The following is a 26595-nucleotide window of genomic DNA, read 5'->3' as shown; positions in this document are numbered from 1 at the left end:
GAGTTCTCAAGGTGCGGACGCTTCCTTTGTACTGACCCTCGCGGGCTTTCCTCCGGGCGCTTCCTTCGTTCTTGCGTTTCCGACTCTATCAGATCCTTTCGGGCCTGATTCCCAGTCGGCGGGATCTCGTCTTCGGGGCTGTTGGGCCCTTCCGACTCCCGAACTCTAGCGGATTTCCCGGGCGGCTCATAATCGAGCTGGGGAATTGAATTCGGGTACGCCGAATTCATCCCCGGTGGGAGATCGTGCTGAGTTGGGTGCCGCTGTGAGGCGGCGGGATGTGCTGTCGCCGGATCACTGGGGACCGGCGGCAACTCGAAGTACTTTACCAGTGGACGGCCGCCGGGTCGACCTGGGCTGGTCACGGCGCGTCCGGTGTGGTCGTCCGGCGTGGTCCGGTCAGCCGCCGGGGCCGCGCCAGATGTTGTCGAAGGCCGCCTCGTCGATGGCGCGCCGCTGCCGTTCCGTGCCGAGCTCCACCACGGCCTCGTTGACGGCGGCGAGGACCGCCGCCACCGAGTCGTCCTCCGGGTCCGGTGCGTCCCCGGTCCGCTCCCCCGTCACCCCGGCGGCCTCCGCGAGGGCGGTCAGCACGGGATCGGCGGCGGCCAGGCGGTCCGCGGCCCGGTGCCGGGCCGGTGATTCGGCGAGCACCGGCTCACCGGCCCGGAAGGCGAGGCCCCGGCGGGGCCGGCGGACCAGCTCACCGTCCGACTCCAGGGCCGCCCGGTAGACGGCGGCCAGACCGCGGCCCCGGCGCCACAGCCAGTCGGCGACCGGTTCGTGCGGCTGGTCCCGGAGCAGCTCCGCGGCCGCCCCGGCCAGTACCTTGTCCTCCGGTGCGGGGCCCTCGGCGGGCACGATCCGGTCGGCGTCCAGCCGGACGGTGCCGGCCGCGAGCAGATCGACGAGCTCCGCTCCGGCGAGGGCGAGCGACAGGTCGCCGTCCTCCGTGCGGGCACCGTCCTCCCGGTCCATGGAGACGATCAACAAGTCCCGTGGCGTGGTCATGATGGGCCCACCGTCCGATGCGTCCGCAGTATGTACGTCCCTGAGCGCCCTGCCGCACTCCCCGGCGAGCTTACGGGCCGGCCCGTCCGTGCGGGGTCAGCTCAGCGAGCGGAGGGCGGCGGCATCGAAGGGCTCCAGTTCCCCGAGGCGGTCGCCCAGCACCTTGGCCGCCCACAGGGGGTCCTGGAGCAGCGCCCGGCCGACGGCGACCATGTCGAACTCCTCCCGTTCCAGCCGGTCCAGCAGGTTGTCGATCCCCTTGAGGGGCGCGCCCTCCCCCATGAACCCGCGGATGAAGTCCCCGTCCAGGCCGACCGAGCCCACGGTGATGGCGGGCAGGCCGGTGAGCTTCCTGGTCCAGCCGGCCAGGTTGAGGTCCGACTCCTCGAACTCGGGCAGCCAGTAGCGGCGGGTGGAGGCGTGGAAGGCGTCGGCCCCGGCCTCGGCGAGCGGGGCGAGGACGGCCTCCAGTTCGGCGGGGGTCTCGGCGAGGCGCGCCTGGTAGGCGTCCTGCTTCCACTGCGAGTACCGGAAGATCACCGGGAAGCCGGGGGAGACGGCCGCGCGGACCGCGGCCACCACCTCGGCGGCGAATCTGGTGCGGGCCGCGGCGTCACCGCCGTAGCCGTCGGTGCGGCGGTTGGTCGCCGACCACAGGAACTGGTCGAGCAGATAGCCGTGGGCCCCGTGGAGCTCCACCCCGTCGAAGCCGATGCGTTCGGCGGCGGCCGCCGCCTCGGCGAAGGAGCCGATCACCGCGTCCAGGTCGGTGCGGGTCATGGCCTTCCCGGTGCCCTCGGTGCCGTCCGTCCGGATGCCCGAGGGGCCGATGGCGGGGGCGTCGGCGTACGGGGGCTCGCCCTGCTTGCGGACCATGCCGATGTGCCACAGCTGCGGGACGATCCTGCCGCCCGCCGCGTGCACGGCCTCGGCGACCTTCGCCCAGCCGGCCAGCTGCTCCTCGCCGTGGAACCTCGGCACCCGGTCGCTCTGGCCGGCCGACTCGTGCCCGACGTAGGTGCCCTCGGTGACGATCAGGCCCACCCCGGCGGCGGCCCGGCGGGCGTAGTAGGAGCTCACGTCCTCGCCGGGCACCCCGCCCGGGGAGAACATCCGGGTCATGGGGGCCATGGCGATGCGGTTGGGGACGGTGAGGCCCCCGAGGGTGACGGGCCGGGAGAGGAGCGCGGCGGCTCGGGAGGCGGTGGCGGACTCGGTGACGGTCACGGAAGGTTCCTCCTGGCAAGGGGGCGGTGGGGTGACGCGGATGCGGATGCGTGCCGGTATCAGCGGTGGCGCGGCGCCGGGCATTCCGGCCGGGGCGGGCCGGCCGTGTGATCCGTCCCACGGGCGGGGCGGTTCCGCCCGGGAGTCCGCTCACGGGGCGGTGCGCGCGGGCCGGGGCTAGCATGCGGGAAAGGGGGGTGCCGAGCGGTTGGAGGCACCGCCGTGCGCCGATCCAGGACTGTGACCCTCGTCTGTCTGTCCCTGCTCCTCGGTGGTTCGCTTGCCGGGGCGCCGGCGGTCGCCGGGACCCGGGTGGCCGGCGCCGACTGCGCGGCCGGGCAGTCCTCGCTGCGCGGGACCTGTGTGCCGTCCGACAGCGCGGAGTTCGTACGGGAGCGGGTCCGCGAGGCGCTGGGCGCGTACAAGCTGACGGCGGCGATGGCGGAGGTGTGGATCGACGGGGAGCGGGTGACCTCGGCGGCGGCCGGCCAGTCGATGACCGGGGTTCCGGCGAGGACCGACATGCGCTTCCGGATCGGCGCGGTCGCCATCCCCTATCTGACCACCGCGGTGCTGCAGCTGGTCGACGAGGGCGAGGCATCGCTCGACGACAGGCTCTCGCGCTGGCGTCCGGAGCTGCCGCACGCGGACCGGATCACCCTGGGGATGCTGGCGGCCACCACCTCCGGCTACTCCGACTACGTGCGGGACCCGAAGTTCGTGGCGGACCTCTACGCGGATCCGTTCCGTGCCTGGACGGCGCCGGAGCTGGTGCGGATCTCGGTGTCCAAGCCGCTGGTGCGGGAGCCGGGTTCGGGGTTCGCGTACTCGCACGCCAACTGGGTGCTGCTCGGGGACGTGATCTCGCGGATCACGGGGCGTCCGCTGGCCGAGGTGCTCCGGGAGGACGTGCTGGAGCCGATGGGGCTGGATTCCACGGCGGTGCCGGCCACGGCCGAGATCCCGCCGCCGGTCCTGCACGGGTTCGACAACGAGCGCGGGGTGTTCGAGGACTCCACGTACTGGAACCCCTCGTGGACCCTGGCGCCGGGTTCGGTGATGACGGGGACCCTGGCGGACATGGCCAAGTCGTTCACGGCGATCGGCGAGGGGGACCTGTTGTCCCCGGAGTCCCACCGGAAGCAGCTGGCGCCGGTCTCCCGGATCGACGCCAACACCTCCTATGCGCTGGGGCTGGCGGTGCAGAACGGCTGGATCGTCCAGAACCCCTCCTTCGCGGGCTACGCGGGGGCCGTCGCCTATCTGCCCGGGAAGCGGATCGCCGTGGCGACGGTGGCCACCCAGGGCCGGGGCAGCACGGTGCCGAACGCCGCGAGCGTGCTGCTGACGGAGATCGCCGGCCATCTCGCGCCGGACTCCGCCCTGAAACCGGAATGACCGGGCGGAGGGAGTCGTGTGTCCCGGCCGACGGGTTCCAAACGCCTCCCGGCAGGAGTGTCAGGGCTTTCACATCTGAATCTTGCGCGGCGCAAATACGTTACCGTCTCGTTATATTTCAAGGGGTGCGGGGAGAATATCCGGATAAGTCGGTACGGAGTGGTGGGGGTTCCGGAGGCGTGGGTCACTTCCAGGTGTCTGCCGGATAACACGGTCGGGGCGCGGACGGAACCCCTTCCGGGCATGTGATTTCGTCCTGCGCTCGGTAACTTCGGCCCGCATGACCACAGCAACTCCCGTCCCCACGACCCCGACCCCATCCGGAATCCACTTCGGGCGGCCCTCCGTCACGGACGGCCCCGCCCTGTGGCGCATCGCCCGTGACAGCAGGGCGCTGGACCTCAACTCCCCCTACGGCTACCTGCTGTGGTGCCGCGACTTCGCCGGGACCTCCGCGGTCGCCCGGGACACCACCGGGCGCCCGGTCGGCTTCGTCACCGGCTATCTGCGGCCCGAGGCCCCGGGCACCCTGCTGGTCTGGCAGATCGCCGTGGACGGCGCCCTGCGCGGCCGGGGGGTCGCCGGGGCCCTGCTCGACCACCTGGCCGACCGGGTCGCCGCCGAGCACCGGCTGGACGCTGTGGAGACCACGATCAGCCCCGGCAACACCGCCTCGGAGCGGCTGTTCGCCGCCTTCGCCGAACGCCGCGGCGCCCGCGTCACCCGGAAGGTCCTCTTCGCCGAGGAGTACTTCCCCGGCGACGCCGGACACCACGACGCGGAAGTGCTGCACCGCATCGCGCCCCTGGCCTGAACCCCACCGACCACGACCGGGAAGAGGAACACCTTGACCACGACCGCACCGGTACCCACCGTCTTCGACACCGTCGAATCGGAGGTGCGCAGCTACTGCCGCGCCTGGCCCGTCGTCTTCGACCGCGCCTCCGGCAGCCGGCTCCACGACGAGGACGGCCGGGCGTACCTGGACTTCTTCGCGGGCGCCGGCTCGCTCAACTACGGGCACAACAACCCCGTCCTCAAACGGGCGCTCCTCGACTACATCGGACGCGACGGCATCACCCACGGGCTGGACATGGCGACCACCGCCAAGCGGGCCTTCCTGGAGACCTTCCGGTCGGCGGTCCTCGAACCGCGCGGGCTGCCGTACAAGGTGATGTTCCCGGGGCCCACCGGCACCAACGCGGTGGAGGCCGCGCTGAAGCTGGCGCGCAAGGCCAAGGGGCGGGAGGCGGTGGTGTCGTTCACCAACGCCTTCCACGGCATGTCCCTGGGCTCGCTGGCGGTGACCGGCAACGCCTTCAAGCGGGCCGGGGCCGGCATCCCGCTGGTGCACACCACCCCGATGCCCTTCGACAACTACCTCGGCGGCCGGACCCCGGACTTCCTGTGGTTCGAGCGGCTCCTGGAGGACCAGGGGTCCGGTCTGAACAACCCGGCCGCGGTGATCGTCGAGACGGTGCAGGGCGAGGGCGGGGTGAACGTGGCGCGCGCCGAGTGGCTGCGGGCGCTGGCCGACCTGTGCCGCCGCCGGGACATGCTGCTGATCGTCGACGACGTGCAGATGGGCTGTGGGCGGACCGGCGAGTTCTTCTCCTTCGAGGAGGCCGGCATCACCCCGGACATCGTCACCGTGTCCAAGTCGATCAGCGGCTACGGGCTGCCGATGTCGCTCTGTCTGTTCCGGCCCGAGCTCGACATCTGGGAGCCCGGCGAGCACAACGGCACCTTCCGCGGCAACAACCCGGCGTTCGTCACCGCGACCGCGGCCCTGGAGACGTACTGGCGCGACGGCGTGCTGCGCGAGCGCACCCGGGTGCAGGGCGGCCGCATCGAGCAGGCCCTCACGGAGCTCTGTGCCGACCACGAACGCGACGGGGCGGTCTTCCGCGGCCGGGGCATGGTCTGGGGGCTGGAGTTCACCCGCAAGGACCGGGCCGCCGAGGTCTGCCGGCGCGCCTTCGAGCAGGGGCTGCTCATCGAGACCTCCGGCCCCGAGAGCGAGGTGGTCAAGCTGCTGCCGCCGCTGACCGTCTCCGCGGACGAACTCGACGAGGGTCTCGGCATCCTCGCCCGCGCCGTCCGCGAAACCGGCTGATCCGCCCCGAACGAAAGGCACCCCCACCGTGATCGTCCGATCCTTCCGTGATCTCGAAGGCACCGACCGGCACGTCAAGGCCGCGTCCGGGACCTGGGAGAGCAAGCGTCTGGTCCTGGCGAAGGAGCGCGTCGGCTTCTCCCTCCACGAGACCGTCCTCTACACCGGCACCGAGACCTCCATGTGGTACGCCAACCACATCGAGGCGGTGGTGTGCGTGGAGGGCGAGGCCGAGCTGACCGACGAGGAGACCGGGGAGAAGCACCTGATCACCCCCGGCACCGTCTACGTGCTCGACGGCCACGAGCGCCACACCCTGCGCGTCATACGGGAGTTCCGCTGTCTGTGCGTGTTCAACCCGCCCGTCACCGGACGGGAGGACCACGACGCGAACGGCGTCTACCCGCTGCTGACCGAACCGACCGAAACCGCCTGAGGAGGAACCCGTACATGACCACCGTCACCGACCGCACCCTCACCGACCTCTACCCCACGCGGGGCGCCGAGGAGGCCCTCACCGGGCGCAAGGACCCCGTCGTGTGGTCCGAGCCCGGCACTCCCGGACCGTTCTGGGCCCGGGAGCTGGAGGAGTTCGAACGCGACGGGTTCCTCACCGACGAGGAGCTGATCACCCCGGCGGAGGTCGCGGCGTACCGGGCCGAGATGGATCGGCTGGTCGCCGATCCGTCGGTGCGCGCGGACGAGCGCTCGATCGTGGAGCCGAGGACCGGTGAGGTCCGGTCCGTGTTCGAGGTGCACCGGGTCAGCGAGGTCTTCGCTCGGCTGGCCTCGGATCCGCGGGTCCTGGACCGGGCCCGGCAGATCCTCGGCTCCGAGGTGTACGTCCACCAGTCCCGGATCAACGCCAAGCCCGGGTTCGGGGCGAGCGGGTTCTACTGGCACTCGGACTTCGAGACCTGGCACGCCGAGGACGGCCTGCCCCGGATGCGGACCGTGTCGGTGTCCATCGCCCTGACCCCGAACCACGCCGTCAACGGCAGTCTCATGATCATGCCGGGTTCGCACCGGACCTTCCTCGGCTGTGCCGGGGAGACCCCGGAGGACAACTACAAGAGGTCGCTCCAGATGCAGGACGCGGGCACGCCCTCCCGGGAGGCGCTCGGCAGCTTCGCCGAGGCCTGCGGGATCCGGCAGTTCACGGGTCCGGCCGGATCGGCCACCTGGTTCGACTGCAACGCCATGCACGGCTCCGGGGACAACATCACCCCCTATCCGCGCAGCAATGTCTTCCTGGTGTTCAACAGTGTGGAGAACCTGCCCGCCGAGCCGTTCGCGGCGCCGGTGCGCAGGCCCTCCTTCATCGCCTCGCGGGACTTCACCCCGCTGGGCTGAGGCGCGGTGGTCCCGCACAGGGCCCGGCCCAGGTAGGCGCCGAGGGCGTCGTCGGCGGGGTGCGGCAGGATCTCGGTGCCGCTCTCGTCGAGCCGCTGGTACTTCATCAGGTTGAAGCCGAGGGCGAACTGGCGGGCTCCGTCGGGACTGGACAGGGCCCAGGTGCCGGCGCCCCAGACCCCGCCGTCGTGGCCCCAGGCCGGGCCGCAGGGCGTGTCCATGGAGTAGATGCCGAGGCCGTAGCGCATCAGCACCTCGCCCGTCTCCGGGTCCTTGACGTCCACGGTGGTGCGCATCTGGTCCAGTTGGCGGCGGGGCAGGAGCTCGCCCGCCAGCAGGGCGCGGTAGAAGGCGTTGAGGTCCTGGGTGGTGGAGACGAGGGCGCCCGCGGTGCCGGCCCAGGTCATGTTGTAGACGCTGTAGTCGCGCGGCGGGTCGATGAGTCCGTAGAGGTTCTCGTACATCCGGGCGTGCGGGCCGCGGATGCGGGGGTCGGTGCCGGGGAAGTAGGTGCCGCGCAGGCCGGCGCGCCGGATGACCTCGCGGGTGATCAGCCGCTCGGGGTCCTGGCCGGTGGCCCGGCGCAGCACCTCGCCCAGCAGCAGGTAGTTGGTGTTGGAGTAGGCCCAGTCGGTGCCGGGTTCGAAGAGCGGCGGTGCGGCCACCCCGTGGGCGATCAGCTCGGTGGGGGCGACGGTGCGGAACCGCTGGTCGTCGAGGTCGGCGGTGCTGCCCTCCTTGAGGGAGGGGAAGGCGTCCGCGACGTAGTCGGCGATGCCGCTCGTGTGGTTGAGCAGCATGCGGACGGTCACCCGGCGGCCGCGTTCGCCGGGGAGCAGTGCGGGGACGTAGTCGGCGACCGGGCGGTCCAGGCCGATCCTGCCCCTGGCCGCCTGCTGGAGCACGGCCACGGCGGTGAAGGTCTTGGTGACGCTTCCCACCCGGTGCTGGAAGTCGGGGCGGACCGGGCGTCCGGTGCCGATGTCGGCGCGTCCGGCGGCGCCGTCGAAGCGCTGCCGGCCGTCGCGGACCGAGGAGTACACCCCGTAGATGCCCGCCCGTTCGATCGCCGACAGTCCGGCCCGCAGGCCGTCCCGGTCGAGCGGGCGGGCGGGCCGGTGGTCCCGGCCGTGGTCGGGCGGGGTTCCGGCTGCGGTCGCGGCCGGGGCGGGACCGGCGAGCAGGGCGAGGGTCGCGGCGGCGGCCGCGACGGCCCGGGCGGAGACGGCGGGTCGGGCCGGGGTACGGGTGCGGGTCACGGCGGCTCCTCGGCGACGGCCCGTGGGGGCCTGTGGTCGGGACCCTTCAAGACTGGCGCCCGGCAGGGCCGTTGTTCCTCCTCCCTCAGGACGAAGCGGTCATCAGCCTACGGATGGAGCGGCACCCGGACACCCCATGACATCTGTCATGAGGGCCCGGGTGCGGCGACGGCCAGGGTGAAGGAGTGGCCGGCGGGGTCGCTGAAGAGCCGGGACCCGCCGGGGCCTTCGCCGGTGTCGGAGGCGATCGGCCGGGCGCCGAGGGAGACGGCCTCCCGTTCGGCCTCGTCGAGGTCCCCCTCGGCGACCAGGATCATCAGGTGCGCCTGCTGGGAGTCCTCCGGCCGGGGCCAGCTCGGCGGGGCGTGGCCGTGGTCCCGGCGGATCGCCAGGCGCACTCCGGGTCCGCCGGCCACCTCGACCAGGTCGGGCTCCGGGCCGGCGGCGACCTCGGCGCCCAGGAGTTCGGCGTAGAAGCGGGCCAGGGCCTCGGGTTCGGCGCAGTCCAGTACGAGAACGCTCGTCTTCCTCACAGTCATGGAGGACGTGTGCCCGCCCGGGACGGAGCCAGTCGCGGCGGCGGTCCCGGAGTCGTTCGCGGCGTCAGTCGGCGAGCCGGTCCAGGACCTTGCCGAGATCGACGAACTTGAAGCCGGTGGCGGTCCGTTCGCCGTCGTGCGGGGCGTCGTGGCCGTCCTGGACCACGAGCAGGCCGCGCGGGTACCCGGGGCCCAGCGGCAGGTTGAGGGCGGCGGCGCCGTCGCACTCCTCGGAGCCGTCGAGCTCGCGGGAGCGGGCCGTGATCCGCAGTCCGCCCCGGTAGGCGTTGCCCTCGGCGGTCTCCCGGTCGTAGAAGGCGAAGGTGTCGTCGCCCTGGCTGGAGGCCATCAGCAGGCCCTTGCCGCCGGGGCGGGAGATCAGGGTGAGGCCCTCGACGTCGGCGGTCAGCCGGCGGCCGCCGTGGCCGGGGTCGGTGCCCGGCACGCACTCCTCGGTCCGCTCGTCGTAGACGGCGGGGACGCCGTACTCCCGGACCTTGTCGACGAGGCGGGGGCGGCCGGTGAGGTCGGCGCGGACCCGCCAGATGCCGACGTCCTCCTGGCCCGCGTAGAGCGTGCCGTCGGCCGGGTCGACGACCATGCCTTCGACCTGGGGGCGTTCGCCCGGTTCGGCGCAGGGGGTCCAGGTGGTGCCGCCGGGCAGGGCGAAGGTGCCGGGCAGGTCCAGGCTGCGGACGTGCCGGTAGCCGACGGTGCCGGAGCGGCCGGGGAGGATCTCCAGCAGGGCGACGGTGGTCTCGTGCCGGCGGCTGACCACGGCGTAGGAGCGCCCGGTGGTCCGGTCGGTCCAGGTGGCGAGGCCGTAGGCGGTCCGCTGCTCGTTGATCTCGGCCTGGTCGGCGGAGAACACCGGGCGGACGGCCGGGTCGGTGACGTCGGTGAGCGGGCGGCCGGGGCGGGCCGGGTCGATCCGGTAGAAGCGGAGCCGGTCGTTGCCCCGGTCGGTGACCACCGCGAGGTCCGCGCGGCCGCGGCCCAGCCGCAGGCCGTGGAGGAGGTCCACGTTGTTGAACCGGCCGGGCGCGTCCTCGCCGGTCGGGCCGGCCGGTGCGGGCAGGGACTGGACCTGGACGGCGGACAGGTCGTAGACCCGCAGTCCGCCCTCCTTGGCGGTCGCGACGACCAGGCTGCGGGCCGGGTTCGCGGGATTGCGCCAGATCGCGGGGTCGTCGGCGTTGGCGTCGCCGCCCGCCTCGTCGTCGAAGAGCGGGAGGGTCTCGGCGACGGGGGTGACCGCGGGGAGCGTACGGGCCCGGGGCGCGGGCTGCGGGTGTGCGGCGTGGGCGGGGGCGCCCGCGGCGGGCGGGCTCACGGCGGAGGCGCTGACGGCGGAGGTGAGCAGCAGGGCGGCCGCGCTCAGGGAGAGGGCGGCCGGGCGGGTCCGGCGGGGCAGGGGCACGGGGCGGCTCCGGGTTCGGCGGCGATGCGGGGCTGGTCGCCGTAGAGCGTCGGCGGGCGGGATGGCCGGGCCCTGTTGCGCGGGCGGCCGTGCGGTGTGCGCCGGGTGAACTCGGTCACCTCGGGGGCTCTCCGGCGATCGGTGCGTTCGGGCCGCGCGATCGGGGGTAGGCGACGGCTCCGGCCGCCCGGAAACCGATCCCTCGAACCGATTCCCCGATCCGAGCTCGCGAAGTGGTGAGATCCGATGTCAGAGTGCAAGGTCCCCGACTACCGCACCGGCCGCCGCGGCCGGAACTGGACGCATGCGCTGCGGAGCGCGCAGCGGGCCGGGGCGGTGATCGTCACCGACGAGACCCTGGAGCCCGTCTCGTACGCGCAGGGGCGCACCGGGCCCGGTCGGTTCCGGCCCTGGATCGCCTCGGGCGGCACCCGGTACGACAGCCACGAGGTGCATCCCGAGTGGTAGCCCGGGCCCGGGTGCCGCTCAGGGGTGCCAGTGGTACTTGCCGCCGCCGACCCACCGCACCTCGTCCGGGTCGTCGAGGTCGTGGACGGTGATCCCGGCCGCCGCCGCGTACCGCACCACGTCGACCATGGACCTGGCGATCCCGACGAACTCTCCGTCGATCTCCACGATGCGGAAGGGCTGGTCGTCGAGGTGGACGCCGAGCACGGTGACCCGCGCCGGGGAGAGGTAGGGGATGGCGCTCTCGGTCATGCGAAGCTCCCTCCGGACACGGCACCCGGGAACGGCGTCTGCCCCGCGTTCCGACCCGCAAACCATTCGGGCGCCGTGAACCGGGTGGCCGAAACCCCTGTCTGAGCGGGGCCGCGGATGACACGCTCTACTCCTCGGAAACGTCGCCTTGGGGGGTCGCGCGTGAGGGAGCCGGGTACGGGCATGGGCCTGCGGGGCCGCAGCGGCATCCTGACGCTCGTCGACGGGTGCCTGAAGGAGGAGCCGACGGCGGAACGGCCCCTGACCATGCTGCTGGGGCCCGCGGGCAGCGGGGCCAGTGAGGCGCACAGCGCGCTGATGGAGCACTTCGGGCCCGACTACCCCTTCGCCTTCGTCAACTTCGGCGGGGCCCAGTCGCTGCTGCCCCGCTACGCCCTGGGCCTGCTGGCCCGCCAGTTGGAGCGCAAGCTGCCGCGCTACGGCCGCTCGCAGTTCCCGCTGCTCAGCCTGGGCCTGCTGGCCTCCGACCAGGAGCTGCGGATGCGCAGTCTGGAGGAGGGGCGCCGGGCTGTGCAGCGGCAGCTGGACCGGTTCCAGGAGGAGAACGAGGCCCGGCACGGGGACTATCTGGCCGCCTTCTTCGAGGTGGGCATGGGGGCCGTCGGGATGCCCGAGGGTGCCTCCACCGCCGCGCTCACCCTCTTCCAGGACGCCCTGCGGCGCGGCCGCCGGACGATGCCGGCCCTGCTCGGCGGCCGGTTCGGCAGCCGGCTGACCGCCGGGGCGCACTGGTACGGGCGGCATCCGATGACCCGGAGCGCGGACCCGATGGAAGCGCTGGTGGAGCTCAACCTGTGGCGGCACGAGGGGGACGGGGCGGAGCAGGAGCGGCTGGACCTGGTGCTGTTCTCGGCGTTCCTGGAGGACCTCAGACGCAACACCGCCCGCAGTTTCATGCCCCGCTCCTATCTGCTGCTGCTCGACAACGCGCACACCGACTACGGCCGCCGTTTCCTGGACCTGCTGCTGCGCTCCCGGCACGACGAGACGGTGGTGGCGGGGCGTACCAGCGACCCGCTGACCGTGGTCGCCAGCTCCAACCGCTGGCTGCCCCGCTGGGGCCCGGCCACCGGGGACTCCTGGCCCTGGCGGCTGCGCGGTCCCGACCGGGCCTCGCTGGCCGACTGGCACGCGCACCGGCCGACCCGGGACAGCGAGGACACCTGGTGGTACCCGTTGCGCCTGCGGGACCTCAACCTGGACGAGGTGCGGATCCGGATAGAGCTCCAGCTCGGCGGGAACAGCGACCTGGCGCCGCTGACGCGTCTCACCCCCTTCGTGCACCGGCTCACCGGCGGGCTGCCGCGCGCGGTCCACCAGGTGCTGGACGTGCTCCGGCAGGCCGGGCCGCCGCCCGACTCCGGCCCCCAGCAGGACCGTTGGCTGCGAAACCTGCCGGACCGGCCGCTGCGCACCGGGGAGCACTCGGCCCCGCTCGCCGACGTCGCCCTGGGGCATCTGCTGCGGGACTTCGACGGGGGCCAGCGGGCGGTGCTCGCGGAGTGCGCGGCCGCCCGGGACTTCTCCGTGGCCACCCGGCTGCTGAGCCCCGACGACTCGCTGTTCGGGGAGGTCCGCTCCCGCTGGCTGCTGACCGGCCCGGTGGCCGTGGTGCCGGTGCTCCATCCGTGGCTGCGCCGGCTGCTGCTGTGGCGGCTGGCGGCCCGGCCGGAGGGCTGGGAGGCCGTGCACGAGCTGCTGGCCGAGTACTACCGGGAGGAGGGCAGACCGGTGCAGGAGATGTACCACCGGCTGGCCCTGGGGCGGACCGAGGAGGTGTCCGCCCATCTGGCGCGGCGGTTCGCGCTGGTCCCGGCCGCACAGTGGATCTCCGAGTTCGACGCGGTCACCTCGGCGCCGAACCGGCTGCCGGCCGGCTGCGGGCCGCTGGAGCTGCTCGCCGGGCTGGTGCCGAGGCGGCCCGGGCGGGTGATGGACGCCGAGGCGGTGATCCACACGCTGGTGACCACCCGCTGGGTGTGGAGCGATCCGCTGGCCGATCCGGCGATGCGGCTGGGCGATCTGATCGCCGACGGCTACACCCAGCTGTCCCAACTACGGAGGAACGACATCGTGGCGCTGTTCAACGAGGCGGAGCGGTACCGGCACTGGCGCGATCCGCAGACGGCCGGCTGGGAGGGCTGAGCGGTGCCCAGACTCGAATGGCCCCTGCACGTGGTCCGCCGGGTGGCCCTGGCCACCGCGGCCGTCGTCGTCCTGGGCGCGGCGCTCTGGCTGGGTGCCGGCTGGTTACAGGAGCGCCAGGCCCGGTGCGGGGCCGGGGTGGTGGAGCTCGGTCCGGACGACGAGTGCGTGGGGGTGAGCGACGGTTCGTACGTCTTCGCCCCGCATCTGGAGGCGGTCAGCCGGAAGATCGAGGAGGAGAACCGGCGGGTGCTGGCGAACGCGGACCGGGAGCCGTACGTCAGCGTCGCCTACCTCACCTCCTTCACCACCACCGCCGACGACAGCAACTCCGCCGAGGGGGTGCGGCACGAGCTCCAGGGCGCCTATCTCGCCCAGTACCGGCACAACCAGGGCGATCTGGCGGCCACTCCCAAGATCCGGCTGCTGATCGCCAACCCGGGCAGCAAGTCGACCCGGTGGGAGCACACCGTGGACGAGCTGATCGCCCGCAAGGACTCCCCCGACCGGCTGGTGGCGGTGGCCGGGCTCGGGCCCAGTACCACGGAGAACCTGGCGGCGATAAGGCGGCTGTCGGAGCACGGGATCGCGATGGTGGGGGCCACGCTGACGGCGACGAACATCCAGGGCATCAACGGTTTCGTCCGGGTCGCCCCGACGAACGAGGACGAGGCCTACGCGGCGGCCGGGTACCTCAAGCGGCGCGGGGTGGCCACCGCCGTGGTCATCCAGGACGTGGCGGAGGGCAACCTCTACGCGGCCACCCTGGGCAACGCGTTCACCAAGGCCTTCCAGGACGGCGGGAAGCACCGGCTGGTCGCCGAGCGGATGACCTACGACTCCTCGGTCAGCAGCGCCTGGCAGAACGAACTGCGCTACATGCCGGGCCAGTTGTGCCAGCAGCGGCCCCAGCTGGTGTACTTCGCGGGGCGCGGCCGACAGCTGACCCACTTCCTGGACGCGCTCGCCAACCGCAGTTGCACCAAGCAGCAGTTCACCGTGTTCACCGGGGACGACACCTCCAACCTGAGCGCCGAGCAGCTCGCCCACGCCGCGGAGACCGGGGTGGAGGTGCTGTACACCGGGCTGTCCCATCCGGACATGTACCGGTCGGCCCCGCAGGCGGTGTCCGCGCCCTCGGCGAAGAACTTCCAGCCGGGCGGGCTGCTGGACCGGTGGTTCCCGCACGATCCGCGGGAGGACGGGGGTGCGCTGATGGGGCATGACGCGGTGCTGGCCGCGGCGCACGGGATCCAGATGGCGGCCCGCTGGCAGGGGCAGGTCACCGGGGAGGCGGTGGCCCGGATGTTCCACCAGATGGACGGCACCCAGCAGGTGGCCGGGGCGAGCGGGTTCATCTCCTTCCAGAACAACGGCAATCCGCGCAACAAGGCGGTGCCGGTCCTGCGCCTGGACGGCAAGGGCACGGTGGAGTTCGTCGAGGTGTCGGCCGCGGAGGGCAAACCGCCCCAGGGGCAGTGAGGTGCCGGTGGGCCCGCCCCGTCTTCCATCCCGAGACGGGGCTGTCCACCATGCGGCCGCGCCCTTGCCGGGACGGGCGCCACGGGCGAGTATTCCTATCAATCCGATGGGAAAGATGGGGATCGTGTCCCACCGCCGGCCGACGCCGCCCGACAACGCTCCGGAGTAGCCGACATGACCACCGCCATCGCCCATGGCACCGCGGGCCCCCGGTCCGCGGAGGAGCAGCGCCGAACGCTCCTGCGTACCGCCAGCGACGTGGCGGACGACCTCGCCGCGGACGCCATCGCCCGCGACCGGGCGGGCGATCCGCCGGCCGACGAGGCGGCCCGGCTCCGCGAGGCCGGGCTGCTGGCCGCCCTCACCCCGCCCGGTCCGGGCCGGGGCGCGGACTGGCGGACCGGCTGTTCGGCCATCCGGCGGATCGCCGCCGCGGACAGTGCCGTCGGCGAGCTGCTCGCCCGGCACTACGTCCACTCCTGGAGCGGACGCTTCTACGCGGGTCAACAGCGGGCGGAGGCCGTCGAGGAGGAGTCGGCGCGCGCCCAGTGGCTGTGGACCGGCGCGGTCCGCTCCCCCGCCGCCGGCGAGGACCCGGACGGCTCCGGCCTCAGCCTGCGGCCCCGGGACACCGGCCATCTGCTGGGCGGTTCCCGGTTCGTGGAGACGGCGGCCGCCGAGGCCGACCGGATCGTGGTCGACGCCGTCTGCTCCGTGACCGGGGAGGTCCTGGTCGTACGGATCCCCGCCGACGCCCCGGGCCTGCGCCGGGAGCCCGCCCCGGACCGCCTCGGCCAGCGGGTCGGCGGCGCGGGCCGGCTGGTCTTCGACCGGGTCGCCGTGGCACCCGGCCAGGTGCTGGGCCGCCGGCCGCAGGACGAGGAGACCACCGGGCCGTTCACCGAGCTCGCCGAACCGGCGCTCCGGCTCGCCCTGTCCCAGGTGGCGCTCGGCATCGTCGAGGGGGCCCTCACCGAGGCCCGCGACCTCAGCCGGGGCGGCCGCGCCTACCGGCTGCCCGGCGCCGACCCGGACCTCTTCCTCACCTACGGGGAACTCGCCTCCGCCGCGCAGACCGCCACCGCCGTGGTCGACCGGGCCACCGCGGTGATGGCCCGGGCCCTCGACCCGGACGCCCGGCTCGACGACGAGGAGCCCGCCGGTGTCGCCGCCCTGGTCGCCACCGCCGAGACGGTGACCGCCAAGGCCGCCCTGCACGTCACCGCGCGGGTGCTGGAACTCGCCGACGCCACCGGCCTGGACCGGTTCTGGCGCAACGCCCGGGTGCTGACCGCCCAGCACCCGGCCGCGCTCCGGCTGCGGTCCATCGGCGAGCACTACCTGAACGGCTCGCACGGCGCGGTGGCCGCCGCCTTCCACTGACGCCCGGGGTCGGGACGGACGGGACGTACGGGATAATGCCCGCATGCGGATCTCAGCCAGGGCGGACTATGCGGTGCGTGCCGCGCTGCAGCTCGCCGCCGCCCAGCGGACGGACGGCGGGCCGCTGAAGGCCGAGGCCATCGCGGAGGCCCAGGACATCCCGCACAAGTTCCTGGAAGGCATCCTGAACGACATGCGGCGCGGCGGTCTGGTACTCAGCCAGCGCGGCGGGAACGGCGGCTACCGGCTGGCCCGGCCGGCCGGGGCCATCAGCATCGCCGACGTCATCCGCGTGGTGGACGGCCCGCTGGTCTCGGTCCGCGGGGTGCGCCCGCCGGACCTCTCGTACAGCGGTCCCGCCGAGGCCCTGCTGCCGCTGTGGATCGCGCTGCGGGCCAATGTGCGGGAGATCCTCGACGGGGTGACGCTGGCCGACGTCGCCTCCTGCGAACTGCCGGCGGCCGTGTCGGCGCTGACCCGCCCCCCGGAGGCCTGGACCAACCCCTGACCGCGCCGATCGGATCGCTCCGGCGGGCTGACGCGGGACACGCGAGGTGCCACGATGATCCGTGCTCCGACAGTGGCTCCGACAGTGGAGGCCCCACCAACGGAAGGGCGGACACCATGCGCGTGACACCCCTCGGCACCTCCTTAGACAGCCCCTCGGGCGACTCCTCGGGCAGCGGCGGTGCGCCGGGCGCGGGCGGGGAGGACCCGGTCCGGCTCTACTACAGCCTCAAGACGCAGGAGATCCTCCAGAAGTACGGTCCGGGGCCCAGAGTCCACTTCCACGTGGGGATCTACCCGGAGGGCCCACCCGACAGCACGGTCGCCCAGGGCACCCTGCAACGGCGGCTGTGCGAGGCCCAGGAACGGATAGTCGAGCGGGCCGCCCGCTCCTGGGGGGCGTACGAGGCGCCCCCGCGCCGGGTGCTGGACATCGGCTGCGGGCTGGGCGGCTCCTCCCTCTACTGGGCGCAGGAACTGGGCGCCGCGGTCACCGGTCTCACGGTCGCGGCGGAACACCTGCCGATCGTCCGGCACTTCGCCCGGCGCGCCGGGGTCGGGGAGCTGGTGCGTCCGGTGCTCGCGGACGTGCACGACCTGGACGAGACCCGGGCCTACGACGCGGTCTACGCCAACGAGAGCAGCGGATACCTCGACCGGGCCCGGCTCTTCGAGGTGGTCGCCAGGGCGCTGGAACCCGGGGGCTGGTTCGGGATCCAGGAGCACTTCGTGGGCCGGGCCGGGCCGCGCGCCTTCATGGACGGCTACTACCGGACCCGGCTGGGCCGGCTCGGGGAGTACCTGACCGCGGCCGAGGAGGCCGGGTTCGAGCTGGTGCGGGACGAGGACGTCACGGACTCGGTGGCGGAGTTCTGGGTCCAGTCCATGGCGTGGAACACCGCCGAGCTCGACCGGATCCGGGCGGGCGGGGAGGACGCCGGGCCGGGCGCCTGGACGGAGGAACGGCTGGAGCAGTCGACGCTGGCGCACAGCAGGTTCTTCCGGCTCTGGCGGGACCACGCGGTGCAGACCCGGCTGCTGTGCTTCCGGTCCGGGGGCGGCCGATGACGGCGACCGCCCGCACCGCGCGCACGGCGCAGCCCGCGCACCCCGCGGATCCTGTTCCCGGTGTCCGCCCCTCCCGTCTCGGGGACCGGCTGCCGCCCTTCTACTGCCCGCTGGAACGCGAGCTCGTGCACCCCGGGGCGGAGCGGGTGCGGGCCCGGGCCGTGGAGTGGCTGGACTCCTTCGGGGTCTACCCCGATCCGGTGGAGCGGGCCTGGGGGCTGGCCACCCACAGCGCCGACTTCTCCTGCCGGATCGTCCCCGAGGGGGACGAGGAGGCCCTGCTGCTGTTCGCCCAGTGGAACTACTGGGCGAACGCCGTCGACGACTGGCAGGACTCGGGTGCCGAGGAGGTGGGCACCGGGGCCGTCGTCGAGCACGGCACCCGGCTGCTGCGGACCCTGGAGGATCCGGGGGCGTCGGTACTGCCCGACGGGCCCATGACGAGCTCCCTGCTCGACCTCGTCACCCGCACCCACGCCCTGCTCTCCCCCTACCAGCTGCGCCGGTTCACCGAGGGGACCCGGGACTGGCTGCTCGGGGCGGCCTGGCGGGCCGCGCGGGCCGAGACCCGGAGCATGCCGGGGCTGAACGAGTTCGTCGCCATGGGCCCGCTGGCGAACGGCACCCGCTTCTCGCTGACCTGGTCCGACGTGGCGCGCGGGATCCGACTGCCGGCGGAGGTGCTCTGCGCCCCCGCGCTGACCGCCCTGACGGACGCGGCCGGGTTCGTGGTCAGCGCCGACAACGACCTGTTCTCCTACGACAAGGACGACGGTCTGGACCCGCCGGAGGTGAACCTGGTCAATGTGCTGGCCCACCAGGAGGGGTGCTCCCCCGCCGAGGCGGTGCCCGCGGCGGTGGAGCTGCGGGACCGGGTGATGGTCCTCTTCCTCACCCTGCGGGCCCGGCTGGCGGAAGGAGCGGACGAGGAGCTGCGGCGCCATCTGGCGGCGCTGGGCCACTATGTGGCCGGCTCCATCAGCTGGCAGAGCCGGGCCCCGCGCTATGCCAGCCCGCGCAACCGCCATGAACTCCCGCTCCCCGGGGCGGAGTTCGATCTGAGATGGGCCGACGCCCCCAGCTTCGCCGAGGCCCCCTGGTTCACCGGCGGGCCCGGCGGTCCGGCCGCGCCGCCCGGGCTGCCGGCCCTGGCCTCCTGGTGGCGGTGGATCGGCGACTGAGCGGCGGGCGGACACCGCCGGGGCCCGGGCCTGCCGGGCCCCGGCGGTACGGGCGGCTCAGCGGCGGCCGAACAGCCGCCGCCACCAGCCCGGGCCCCGGCGCGGCGCGGCGACCGAGGGCGCCGCGGTCGGCTGCGGCGGGATCAGCGGATGCCCGGGGTGACCGGGGTGCCGGACGGCCTGCTCCGGCGCGGGCACGGGCTCGGGCGCGGGCAGCGGTACCGCGCGCGGGGCGAACCGTACCGGCAGGGACAGCAGATGGCGGGACATCAGGGTGCCGCGCCACTGGAGTTCGGTCGCGTCGATGGCCAGCTGGAGGTCCGGCAGCCGGTCCAGCAGCACCTCGATCCCGGTGTCGGCGATGGCCCGCCCGATGTCCTGGCCCGGGCACTCGTGCGGGCCGCTGCTGAAGGCCAGGTGGGAGCGGTTGCCGTGGACGGAGACGGAGGGGTCGGGCCGGATCTGCGGGTCGGCGTTGCCGGCGGCCAGACCCAGCAGGATCATGTCCCCGGCCTTCACCTGCTGTCCGCCGAGCAGGGTGTCGCCGGTGGCCCAGCGCCCGATGATCGTGTTGATCGGCGGGTCGTCCCACAGCACCTGCTCCAGCGCGTCGGGCAGGGTCATATGGCCTCCGGAGAGGCTGGCCCGGAACCGCGGGTCGGTCAGCACGGTCCGCAGGGTGTTGGCGATCAGGTTGGCGGTGGTCTCGTAGGCCGCGATCAGCACCACCCGCAGGTGCATCAGCACCTCGGTGTCGGTCAGGTTCGCCGGGTGCTCGATCAGCCAGGAGGCCAGGTCCCGGGCCGGTTTGGCCTTGCGCTCCACCACCAGGTTCTCCAGGGTGGCGGTCACGTACCGGTCGCTCTGGAGGGCCGTCTCGGTGCCCTGGAGCATGTCCCGCGCCGCGTTGACCAACAGCGGTCCGTGTTCGTCGGGGGCCCCGATCAGCTGGGTCATGACCAGCATGGGGAGCTGGTCGGAGAAGGCGGGCACCAGGTCGGCGTAGCCCTCGTCGGCGATCTGGTCGACGAGCTGGTTGGCGAAGCGGGTCACGTAGCGGCGGATGCCCCGCTTGTCGAACCGCCCCAGGGACTCCACCACGGCCCCGCGCAGCCGTTCGTGGACCGGCCCGTCGGTGAAGTTGCACACCGGCACCCAGGAGACCATCGGGCCGAGCGGGGTGTCGGGCGGGACCCGGCCCTCGCGCATGTCCCGCCAGCCGCGCGGGTCGCGGGTGAAGCGCGAGGAGGTGCGGCCCACGTCCAGGTTCTCCCGGTGGCCGAGGACCAGCCAGGCCGGAAGGTCCCCGCTCACCAGGACCGGGGCCACCGGGCCGTGTTCGGCCCGCAGTTTCTCGTACAGGGCGAAGGGGTCCGCCTGGGCCTCCGCTCCGTGCAGCCGGCGCAGCCCGCCGGCCGTGTCCGCCGTCCCCGCCGCGTGGGCGGGGCAGCCGGGGGGCGGGGTGGGGGTGGTGCTCACATGGCCTCCTGGGTGGCTGCCTGGGAGTGCAGGTAGCGCATGAGGGTCAGCAGGACGTCCCGGGACGATTCGCGCCGCCGGGCGTCGCAGACGAGGATGGGGACGGCGGGGGGCAGGTCGAGAGCCTGGCGCAGTTCTTCCAGCGGGTGGTCGGGGGCGCCGGGGAAGGAGTTGACGGCCACGACGAAGGGGACGCCCCGCTCCTCCAGCCGTCCGATCACGTCGAAGCTGATCTCCAGCCGCCGGGTGTCGAGCAGGACCACCGCGCCGAGGGCCCCCTCGAAGAGCCCGCGCCACAGGAACCAGAACCGCTCCTGCCCGGGCGTCCCGAACAGGTAGAGGACGAGTTCCTCGTTGATGCTGATCCGGCCGAAGTCCATGGCCACCGTGGTGGTCAGCTTGCGGTCCACGCCCCAGGTGTCGTCGACCCCGACCCCGGCCCGGGTCATGGTCTCCTCGGTGGTCAGCGGCTTGATCTCGCTGACCGCGCCGACCATGGTGGTCTTGCCCACGCCGAACCCGCCGACGACGACGACCTTGACGGCGGCCGCGGCCGTCTGCGGAAGTATGTCCGCGGCCGCCGGCCCGGCGGGCGGCTCAGAGCTTCTGAAGTCCATCGATCACTGCCTCGATCAGAGCAAGGTCGGGTAGCTGGGCGGCGGGGACGGGCGGGCGGATGTGCACGCACTTGTCGGCCACCAGGTCGCCGACCAGCACGGTGACCGCGCTCACGGGCAGTCCGGCGTACGCGGCGATCTCGGCCACCGAGAGCGGTGACCGGCACATCCGGAGGATGGCCGCCTGCTCGGGCTGCATCTCCGGCCGGGCCTGTCCTTTGGCCACGACCAGGGTCACCAGGTCCAGATGGGCGGCGGTGGAGGGCGCGCTGCGTCCGCCGGTGATGACGTAGAGCCGTTCGGGACTGCTGTCCTCCCAGCTTGGGGGCGGCTCATTCACGCGGGCTGCCCGTCGTGCCGGGGCGGGCTGCTCAGGTGTTCCCCCATTCGGGTCACCAGGTTGCGCATCTGTGCGCCCATCAGGCCCGCGTCCACCCCCTCGTCGGCGAGGACCGCGAGGTAGGAGCCGTCACCGGCGGCCATCAGGTAGAAGAACCCGCCGTCCATCTCGATCACGACCAGCCGCATCCTCCCCTCCGAGTTGGGGAGTTCCGCGGCCACCGCCCCGGCCAGGCTCTGCAGGCCCGCGCAGGCGGCGGCCAGCCGGTCGGCCGTGTCGGTCTCGGCCCCGTACTGGGCCACGCACAGCCCGTCCGCGGACAGCACGATGACGTGCCGGGTCTGCGGCACCCCCGCGGCCAGGTCCTTGAGCATCCAGTCCATGCTGCTTCGCTGAGTCATCACTGCTTACGCCCCTCTGGTCGCTGAACCCGACGCGTCCTGGGCGTCCTGGGTGTCCTGGCCGGGGGTACCGGACAGGCCGCTGTGGAACGCCTCCAGCCACATTCCGGGGCCGGCCTCGTCCGCCGGCTGCGGCCTGGCGGCCGGCCGGGCCTCGGTGGTGATGCGGTCCTTCCGGCGCCGCTGCGGCAGCCCGGTCGGGGTGAGCCCCGGCAGGCCGCTCACCGGTGCGGGTCCGGCCGCCGGGGCCGGTGCCGGCCGGGCCGCGGGCAGTCCGGCCGGGGGGCGCTCGAAGGGGTGCTCGCGCGGGGTGGCGGCGACCGCCCGGGGCCCGGAGGAGGAGCCGATGCCGTGGGCCAGGCCGGTGGCCGAGGAGGCGGTGGTGATCAGGTGCTGCGGCACGATGACCACGGCGCGCACACCACCGTAGGCGGAGGAGCGCAGGGACACCTGGAAGCCGTACGCCTGGGCCAGCCGGCCGACCACGGCCAGGCCCAGCCTCGGGGTCTCGCCCAGGTCGTTGAGGTCGATCCCGGACTGGGCCTGCGCGAGCATCTCCTCGGCGCGCCCGCGGGCCTCCTCGCTCATGCTGAGGCCGCCGTCCTCGATCTCCACGGCGATGCCCGACTGCACCTCGGCGGCGGTGAGGTGGACCCGGGTGTGCGGCGGGGAGTAGCGGGTGGCGTTGTCCAGGAGCTCGGCCAGGGTGTGGATCAGCGGTTCCACGACCGGACCGACGACGGCGACCTCGGAGACCGAGTGGAGTTCCACCCGCTGGTAGTCGATGATCCGCGACATCGCGCCGCGCATCACGCTGTACAGGGTGACGGCGCGGCTCCACTGGCGGCCGGGGCGGGCGCCGCCGAGGACCGAGATGGAGTCGGCGAGGCGGCCGATCAGGGCGTTGCCGTGGTCCAGCCGGAGCAGATCGCCGAACACGTCGGGGTTGGTGCCGTGCCGGTCCTCCATCTCGCGCATCTCGTGGGCCTGTTGGTGGACGATCGCCTGCATGCGGCGGGCGACGTTGACGAAGGCCCGCTGTGCGGAGTCGCGCAGGCTCTCCTCGTTGTCCACGGCGTCGATGACATGGGCCAGTACGGCCTGGAGGGCGGCGGTGAAGCGCGGGGTCAGGCCCGCGTCGGCGCCCCAGCGGTTGCTGCGGCCGGGGCGGCCGCCCAGGGAGGTCAGCACCTCTTCGGCGGGCTCCGAGCGGCGCAGCCGCTCGATGGCCTCGGGCAGCACCACCGAGGAGAGCTTCAGCGCCTCGGCCTCCTGCCGGGACAGGGTGTGCAGCAGGGCCTTGACCTGGGCGTCCCGGGTGGCGAGGAGGCGGCCTCGGCGCACCGTCTCGCCGAGGACGGCGGCGGCGCCGAGCAGGGCGACGGCGGTCAGGACCACGGCGACCGGTTCGGAGGAGGACACGAGCGCTCCGGCCAGGCAGGCGGCGACCAGGACCGCGATCGCGGGCAGCAGCCGGCTCACGCCCCCCTGTTGGGAGGTTTCTGGGGGAATGTCTCTTTGCTCCATCGGCGTCCTCGAACTATCGAAAAGGGTGACCTTCTGACCGGTCGGCGGGAGCATAACGACGCCCGCCCACCGGCACCCGTGGTTTCGTCGGAGTTCATCGGACCGGAGGAACCGATATGCGCCATCACCGGCGGTGGATTCGGTCGGCGAGGAGTGGCCGTCCCCGGCCGGCGGTCGCGTCGTACGAGGTCGCGGGCCCGCGGCCGGGCCCGGCGGGCCGGATCCGGCCCGCCCAGCTCGACCGGTACCGACCCCATCGGGGTGTTCGCGAGTGGTGCCGGGGACGGAAATGCGCTATGGGCGCGGGAGTTGCCGAAGGACGGGCAGCGCGCTCAGGGCGTGGAACCGGAAGGTGCTGGTCCAGGCGAGCTCCCCGGCGGGGACCGCGAGGCGGAGGGCCGGGAACCGGCGCAGCAGGGCGTCGAGGGCCAGGGTGATCTGGAGCCGGGCCAGCGGAGCGCCCAGGCAGTAGTGGAGCCCGTGCCCGAGGGCGAGGTGGCCCTGGTCGGTGCGGGAGATGTCGAACCGGTCGGGCTCGGTGTAGCGGGCGGGGTCGCGGTGGGCGGAGGCCAGCAGGAGGAGGACGGTGTCCCCGGCCGGTACGGTCACCCCGCCGATCACGGTCTCCCCGACGGCGAAGCGCCGGATGGCGGTCTGGTTGGGGTGGGCGTACCGGAGGATCTCCTCGACGGCCTGCGGCAGGGTCTCCGGGCGGGACCGCAGGGCGGCCAGCTGCCCGGGGTGGGTGAGCAGGGTGAACAGCCCGTTGGAGATGGTGTGCTGGACGTTCTCGCTGCCGGCCATGAGGATCAGGAAGGCCAGGGAGACGAGCTCGTCCTCGGTGAGCCGGTCCCCGGCGTCGCGGGCCGCGATCAGGCCGGAGAGGATGTCCTCTCCGGGAGCGGCACGGCGTCGGGCGACGAGGTCGAGGAGATGGCCGTGGATGTGCCCGATGGCGGCCCGGAGTTCCTCGTGGCCGGGCGGGGCCAGCATGGTGGCGACCCAGCCGGAGAACCGCTCCCGTTCGGCCGGGGGGACCACGAAGAGGTCCCCGATGACCTTGAGCGGCAGCGGTCGGGCGAACCGCTCGACCACATCGACCGGTTCGGCCGCGGACGGCTCCGCCATCCGGTCCAGGAGGGTGTCCACCGCCTCGGCGACGGCGGTCCGCAGCCCTTCGACGTGCCGGGGGGTGAACCCCTGGGACACCAGCCGGCGGAGCCGGAGGTGGTCCTCGCCGTCGAGGTTCAGGAGGTTGGCGTCGAGTGCCGGGGGGAGGGAGAACCCCTTGAAGCCGGTCCCGGAGTGGCGTTTGTCCACGGACAGCCGGGGGTCGGCGAGCCCGGCGCGGACCTCGGCCTCGCGGGTGACCAGCCAGACCGGGGAGCCGTCGGGGAGGGCGACCCGGTGGACGGGTCCGGTCGCGCGCAGCCGTGCGTACACGGAGTGCGGGTCGGTCCGGAAGTCCTGGCCGAAGGGCTGCGGGAGTCCGGTGGCCTCGGTGGTGCTCGTCATGCGTTTTCCTCGTACGTGCTGCGGGGTGCGGCGGAAGCCGCGGTGGGCGGGGCGGCGGCGGGGGCGGTGGCGGACATGGCGCGGGCCAGTCGGCACAGGAAGGCGACCTCGGCGGCGAGGTCGCCGGGGGCGGCGGACACCGGGCTGTCCAGGATCCGCTCCGGGGGCCGGCCGTGGCGCTTGGCCTCGATGGCCGCGCGCAGCTGGGCGGCCTCCACGGCGGCGGCCAGCTCCTCGCCGCGCAGGCCCGCCCGTTCGGCCTCGGCGCGGGCGGTCTCGGCCACCTCGGCGGCCATCCAGGTGCGCAGCGCCCACTGGGCGTCGCGGATCTCGATGACCAGGCGGTAGAGGCGGGTCCGCCGGTCCATGGCGGAGTGGACCGGGATCACCGGTTCGGGCACCTGCTCGGTGACGGTCCGGTGCAGCGGGGTGAGCAGGCGCTGGGCCCGGCGGTCCCTGAACCGGTCGCCGAGGGCGCTGAGATGGGGCCCCCAGTCGGGCAGGATCCATCCCACGGTCTGGACGACCACGGCGATGGCGACGCCGAGCTGGGCGGCCGGCTCCCAGGCGTGGCCGGAGCCGCCGAACTGGGCGGCGATGATGTCCGCCGCCCGCGCCGCCGTGTACACCAGGGCGAACGGCAGGGTCAGGGCCACCATGCGCAGGCCGCGGCGCAGCCACGGGGAGGGGGCGATCTTGGAGTAGCGCCAGCCCATCACCCCGATCTCGATCTGGTTGGCGGTGAAGGCGAGCAGGTAGACGGTGAGGTAGGCGGGGGTGTACTGGGCGCTGGTGACGGCGAAGTCGTTGGGCGACTCGCCGTGCGCGGAGGCCCCGAGGAACAGGACCGACATGGCGATCAGCACCGCCACCAGGGCGGCGACCCGGGGGACCGCCTTGCGGCGGGCGGTCTCGGGGCCGTGGGTGAGGTGCAGGAGGACCAGTTGCTGGCAGACGGTCATGGCGACCACGCAGCTCTGGGTGAGGAGCCCGGAGAAGTCGACGATTCCGACGAACTCGCTGGTCGCGGTCCAGACGGACGGGGTGGAGACGGTGAAGATGACGAAGAGGAGGGCGAAGTTGGCCATCAGGGCGAGCTGGGTGACGGACCGTTCGGTCCGCAGGGTGCGGGCCTTGAAGAGCAGGGCCAGCAGCGCCACCGTGGAACAGATCGGGTACAGCAGGCTATTCATGCTCCCTCCCCGGCCTGGGCGACTCCAGGGTGGCCAGCCGTTCGACGATCTCGCGGAGTTCCGGGGGGACCGCGAGGGTGCGGTCCACCGTCCAGACCCCGATGCTCTGTCCGATGAGCGAGCCCACCATCTCGGCTTCGATCTCCGCCTCGGAGTTGGTGTGTTCGCGGCCCATGACCCGGGCGATCAGGCCGGGGTCGAGGGAGGGCATGAGCAGGGAGGCGGATCCGGCGAGTGCGGGGGTGCTCTCGTGGTCGCAGACCACGTGTCCGATCTCGTGGAGGACCACCTGCTGCTGATGGACCGGCACCAGGCGTTCCTCGACGAAGATGTAGTCGTTGGCCTGGGTGGAGACCAGGAGGCCGTGCGGGCTGGCGGGCGGGAGGCTGAGCGGTACCACGCGCAGCGGCCGGTCCCGGAGTCCGCCGAGGTGGTCGCAGAGTTCCCCGACGGTCAACTGGCTGCGCAGGGGCAGCCCCAGGCCGCGTACGCGTTCCTCGAAACGCCGGTCGGGACGGGTGGGACGGCGGAATGCGGGACCCAGGCTCCAGCGCACCACGATCACGGAGCGGCGACGGTGGCGGACGTCCTGTCTTCGCTCATCACATCTCTCCGGTGATCATCATTCGGTCATTCCAGCACGGCCGTCACCCGGCGTACAGGCGGCTTTGAGCCACTCGGCAGGCGGACGGG

At 73.3% G+C, this 26595-nt stretch carries 25 protein-coding genes and 1 pseudogene; 12 read left to right on the top strand and 14 right to left on the bottom strand.

All coding sequences use genetic code 11. The annotated features are described in order from the left end of the window. Positions 1-399: 399 nt before the first annotated feature. Together ACZ50K_RS12345 and ACZ50K_RS12340 are read right to left on the bottom strand one after the other, a co-directional pair. The gene (locus tag ACZ50K_RS12345; RefSeq protein WP_468901125.1) at positions 400-1011 is read right to left on the bottom strand and encodes a GOLPH3/VPS74 family protein; all 612 of its coding nucleotides are present in this window, start codon (positions 1009-1011) and stop codon (positions 400-402) included. 96 nt (positions 1012-1107) lie between these two features. After that, entirely contained in the window at positions 1108-2238 is a 1131-nt protein-coding gene (locus tag ACZ50K_RS12340) for an NADH:flavin oxidoreductase (protein ID WP_468901122.1), read from the bottom strand. Between the two features lie 222 nt (positions 2239-2460). Between ACZ50K_RS12340 and ACZ50K_RS12335 the strand changes: the two genes are divergently transcribed. The 5 genes from ACZ50K_RS12335 (at position 2461) to thpD (ending at position 7105) form a co-directional block, all read left to right on the top strand. Continuing rightward, entirely contained in the window at positions 2461-3636 is a 1176-nt protein-coding gene (locus ACZ50K_RS12335) for a serine hydrolase domain-containing protein (RefSeq protein ID WP_468901121.1), read from the top strand. Positions 3637-3916: 280 nt separating this feature from the next. After that, a complete protein-coding gene (gene ectA / locus ACZ50K_RS12330) occupies positions 3917-4450 on the top strand; it encodes a diaminobutyrate acetyltransferase (protein ID WP_468901120.1) in 534 nt (177 codons plus the stop codon). A gap of 33 nt (positions 4451-4483) precedes the next feature. After that, positions 4484-5752, top strand: a complete 1269-nt coding sequence (gene ectB / locus ACZ50K_RS12325; protein WP_468901117.1) for a diaminobutyrate--2-oxoglutarate transaminase — start codon at positions 4484-4486, stop codon at positions 5750-5752. A 28-nt stretch (positions 5753-5780) separates the two neighbouring features. Further along, positions 5781-6188: an ectoine synthase gene (locus tag ACZ50K_RS12320; RefSeq protein ID WP_468901114.1), complete on the top strand. Its 408-nt coding sequence runs from the start codon at positions 5781-5783 to the stop codon at positions 6186-6188. A 14-nt stretch (positions 6189-6202) separates the two neighbouring features. Then, positions 6203-7105 carry an ectoine hydroxylase gene (gene thpD, locus ACZ50K_RS12315; RefSeq protein WP_468901112.1) on the top strand — a complete coding sequence of 301 codons (903 nt, stop codon included), beginning with the start codon at positions 6203-6205 and terminating at the stop codon, positions 7103-7105. Between the two features lie 113 nt (positions 7106-7218). On the opposite strand, the pseudogene ACZ50K_RS12310 reads toward thpD, so the two are convergent. The 3 genes and pseudogenes from ACZ50K_RS12310 to ACZ50K_RS12300 all read right to left on the bottom strand — a co-directional run. Next, a pseudogene (locus ACZ50K_RS12310) lies at positions 7219-8148 on the bottom strand (serine hydrolase domain-containing protein); the annotation flags it as partial. A gap of 362 nt (positions 8149-8510) precedes the next feature. Continuing rightward, entirely contained in the window at positions 8511-8903 is a 393-nt protein-coding gene (locus ACZ50K_RS12305; RefSeq protein ID WP_468901109.1) for a VOC family protein, read from the bottom strand. A 64-nt stretch (positions 8904-8967) separates the two neighbouring features. Next, entirely contained in the window at positions 8968-10323 is a 1356-nt protein-coding gene (locus tag ACZ50K_RS12300) for a phytase (protein WP_468901107.1), read from the bottom strand. Positions 10324-10569: 246 nt separating this feature from the next. Here ACZ50K_RS12300 and ACZ50K_RS12295 point away from each other — a divergent pair, with 246 nt between their 5' ends. Then, on the top strand, positions 10570-10791 hold the full coding sequence (locus tag ACZ50K_RS12295) for a hypothetical protein (protein WP_468901104.1): 222 nt from the start codon (positions 10570-10572) through the stop codon (positions 10789-10791). A gap of 18 nt (positions 10792-10809) precedes the next feature. Here the strand turns inward: ACZ50K_RS12295 and ACZ50K_RS12290 are convergent, their stop codons facing one another. After that, the gene (locus ACZ50K_RS12290; protein ID WP_468901101.1) at positions 10810-11043 is read right to left on the bottom strand and encodes a hypothetical protein; all 234 of its coding nucleotides are present in this window, start codon (positions 11041-11043) and stop codon (positions 10810-10812) included. A gap of 183 nt (positions 11044-11226) precedes the next feature. Between ACZ50K_RS12290 and ACZ50K_RS12285 the strand changes: the two genes are divergently transcribed. The 6 genes from ACZ50K_RS12285 to ACZ50K_RS12260 all read left to right on the top strand — a co-directional run bounded on the left by ACZ50K_RS12285 (position 11227) and on the right by ACZ50K_RS12260 (position 18830). Further along, the gene (locus tag ACZ50K_RS12285; RefSeq protein ID WP_468901098.1) at positions 11227-13209 is read left to right on the top strand and encodes a hypothetical protein; all 1983 of its coding nucleotides are present in this window, start codon (positions 11227-11229) and stop codon (positions 13207-13209) included. Positions 13210-13212: 3 nt separating this feature from the next. After that, entirely contained in the window at positions 13213-14691 is a 1479-nt protein-coding gene (locus tag ACZ50K_RS12280; RefSeq protein ID WP_468901096.1) for a type 1 periplasmic-binding domain-containing protein, read from the top strand. Positions 14692-14865: 174 nt separating this feature from the next. Next, the gene (locus tag ACZ50K_RS12275; RefSeq protein ID WP_468901093.1) at positions 14866-16074 is read left to right on the top strand and encodes an acyl-CoA dehydrogenase family protein; all 1209 of its coding nucleotides are present in this window, start codon (positions 14866-14868) and stop codon (positions 16072-16074) included. Positions 16075-16117: 43 nt separating this feature from the next. Then, the gene (locus tag ACZ50K_RS12270; RefSeq protein WP_468901091.1) at positions 16118-16582 is read left to right on the top strand and encodes an RrF2 family transcriptional regulator; all 465 of its coding nucleotides are present in this window, start codon (positions 16118-16120) and stop codon (positions 16580-16582) included. A gap of 116 nt (positions 16583-16698) precedes the next feature. Further along, positions 16699-17649: an SAM-dependent methyltransferase gene (locus tag ACZ50K_RS12265; protein ID WP_468901089.1), complete on the top strand. Its 951-nt coding sequence runs from the start codon at positions 16699-16701 to the stop codon at positions 17647-17649. Next, positions 17646-18830, top strand: coding sequence for a terpene synthase family protein (locus ACZ50K_RS12260; protein ID WP_468901087.1), 1185 nt, complete (start codon positions 17646-17648; stop codon positions 18828-18830). The genes ACZ50K_RS12265 and ACZ50K_RS12260 overlap by 4 nt, the downstream gene beginning before the upstream one ends. Positions 18831-18887: 57 nt before the next feature. Here ACZ50K_RS12260 and ACZ50K_RS12255 read toward each other — a convergent pair whose 3' ends face one another. From ACZ50K_RS12255 to ACZ50K_RS12220, 8 genes are all read right to left on the bottom strand, one after another. After that, positions 18888-20309: a cytochrome P450 gene (locus tag ACZ50K_RS12255; RefSeq protein ID WP_468901085.1), complete on the bottom strand. Its 1422-nt coding sequence runs from the start codon at positions 20307-20309 to the stop codon at positions 18888-18890. Then, positions 20306-20926, bottom strand: coding sequence for a GTP-binding protein (locus ACZ50K_RS12250; protein WP_468901082.1), 621 nt, complete (start codon positions 20924-20926; stop codon positions 20306-20308). Before ACZ50K_RS12250 ends, ACZ50K_RS12255 begins: the two co-directional genes overlap by 4 nt. Continuing rightward, entirely contained in the window at positions 20907-21266 is a 360-nt protein-coding gene (locus ACZ50K_RS12245; protein ID WP_468901079.1) for a DUF742 domain-containing protein, read from the bottom strand. Before ACZ50K_RS12245 ends, ACZ50K_RS12250 begins: the two co-directional genes overlap by 20 nt. After that, positions 21263-21667, bottom strand: a complete 405-nt coding sequence (locus tag ACZ50K_RS12240) for a roadblock/LC7 domain-containing protein (RefSeq protein WP_468901076.1) — start codon at positions 21665-21667, stop codon at positions 21263-21265. Before ACZ50K_RS12240 ends, ACZ50K_RS12245 begins: the two co-directional genes overlap by 4 nt. A gap of 6 nt (positions 21668-21673) precedes the next feature. Further along, a complete protein-coding gene (locus ACZ50K_RS12235; RefSeq protein ID WP_468901074.1) occupies positions 21674-23194 on the bottom strand; it encodes an ATP-binding protein in 1521 nt (506 codons plus the stop codon). Positions 23195-23488: 294 nt separating this feature from the next. After that, positions 23489-24709, bottom strand: a complete 1221-nt coding sequence (locus ACZ50K_RS12230; RefSeq protein ID WP_468901071.1) for a cytochrome P450 family protein — start codon at positions 24707-24709, stop codon at positions 23489-23491. Then, positions 24706-25902 (bottom strand): MAB_1171c family putative transporter, encoded by a 1197-nt coding sequence (locus ACZ50K_RS12225; protein WP_468901069.1) that lies wholly within the window; start codon positions 25900-25902, stop codon positions 24706-24708. The genes ACZ50K_RS12230 and ACZ50K_RS12225 overlap by 4 nt, the downstream gene beginning before the upstream one ends. Continuing rightward, positions 25895-26467, bottom strand: coding sequence for an ImmA/IrrE family metallo-endopeptidase (locus ACZ50K_RS12220; protein ID WP_468901067.1), 573 nt, complete (start codon positions 26465-26467; stop codon positions 25895-25897). The genes ACZ50K_RS12225 and ACZ50K_RS12220 overlap by 8 nt, the downstream gene beginning before the upstream one ends. Positions 26468-26595: the final 128 nt, after the last annotated feature.

The sequence above is a fragment of the Streptomyces sp. NPDC033845 genome, assembly GCF_055576225.1.
The sequence above is the reverse complement of the archived record's forward strand: the minus strand, read 5'-3'. Positions and strand labels throughout refer to the sequence as shown.

Coding starts and splice junctions, on each gene's coding strand:
- ACZ50K_RS12240 (WP_468901076.1), bottom strand. CDS start 21,667: ATGACTCAGCGAAGCAGCATGGACTGGATGCTCAAGGACCTGGCCGCG.
- ACZ50K_RS12265 (WP_468901089.1), top strand. CDS start 16,699: ATGCGCGTGACACCCCTCGGCACCTCCTTAGACAGCCCCTCGGGCGAC.
- ACZ50K_RS12345 (WP_468901125.1), bottom strand. CDS start 1,011: ATGACCACGCCACGGGACTTGTTGATCGTCTCCATGGACCGGGAGGAC.
- ACZ50K_RS12270 (WP_468901091.1), top strand. CDS start 16,118: ATGCGGATCTCAGCCAGGGCGGACTATGCGGTGCGTGCCGCGCTGCAG.
- ACZ50K_RS12230 (WP_468901071.1), bottom strand. CDS start 24,709: ATGACGAGCACCACCGAGGCCACCGGACTCCCGCAGCCCTTCGGCCAG.
- ACZ50K_RS12305 (WP_468901109.1), bottom strand. CDS start 8,903: ATGACTGTGAGGAAGACGAGCGTTCTCGTACTGGACTGCGCCGAACCC.
- ACZ50K_RS12260 (WP_468901087.1), top strand. CDS start 17,646: ATGACGGCGACCGCCCGCACCGCGCGCACGGCGCAGCCCGCGCACCCC.
- ACZ50K_RS12290 (WP_468901101.1), bottom strand. CDS start 11,043: ATGACCGAGAGCGCCATCCCCTACCTCTCCCCGGCGCGGGTCACCGTG.
- ACZ50K_RS12295 (WP_468901104.1), top strand. CDS start 10,570: ATGTCAGAGTGCAAGGTCCCCGACTACCGCACCGGCCGCCGCGGCCGG.
- ACZ50K_RS12235 (WP_468901074.1), bottom strand. CDS start 23,194: ATGGAGCAAAGAGACATTCCCCCAGAAACCTCCCAACAGGGGGGCGTG.
- ACZ50K_RS12285 (WP_468901098.1), top strand. CDS start 11,227: ATGGGCCTGCGGGGCCGCAGCGGCATCCTGACGCTCGTCGACGGGTGC.
- ACZ50K_RS12225 (WP_468901069.1), bottom strand. CDS start 25,902: ATGAATAGCCTGCTGTACCCGATCTGTTCCACGGTGGCGCTGCTGGCC.
- thpD (WP_468901112.1), top strand. CDS start 6,203: ATGACCACCGTCACCGACCGCACCCTCACCGACCTCTACCCCACGCGG.
- ectA (WP_468901120.1), top strand. CDS start 3,917: ATGACCACAGCAACTCCCGTCCCCACGACCCCGACCCCATCCGGAATC.
- ACZ50K_RS12250 (WP_468901082.1), bottom strand. CDS start 20,926: ATGGACTTCAGAAGCTCTGAGCCGCCCGCCGGGCCGGCGGCCGCGGAC.
- ACZ50K_RS12275 (WP_468901093.1), top strand. CDS start 14,866: ATGACCACCGCCATCGCCCATGGCACCGCGGGCCCCCGGTCCGCGGAG.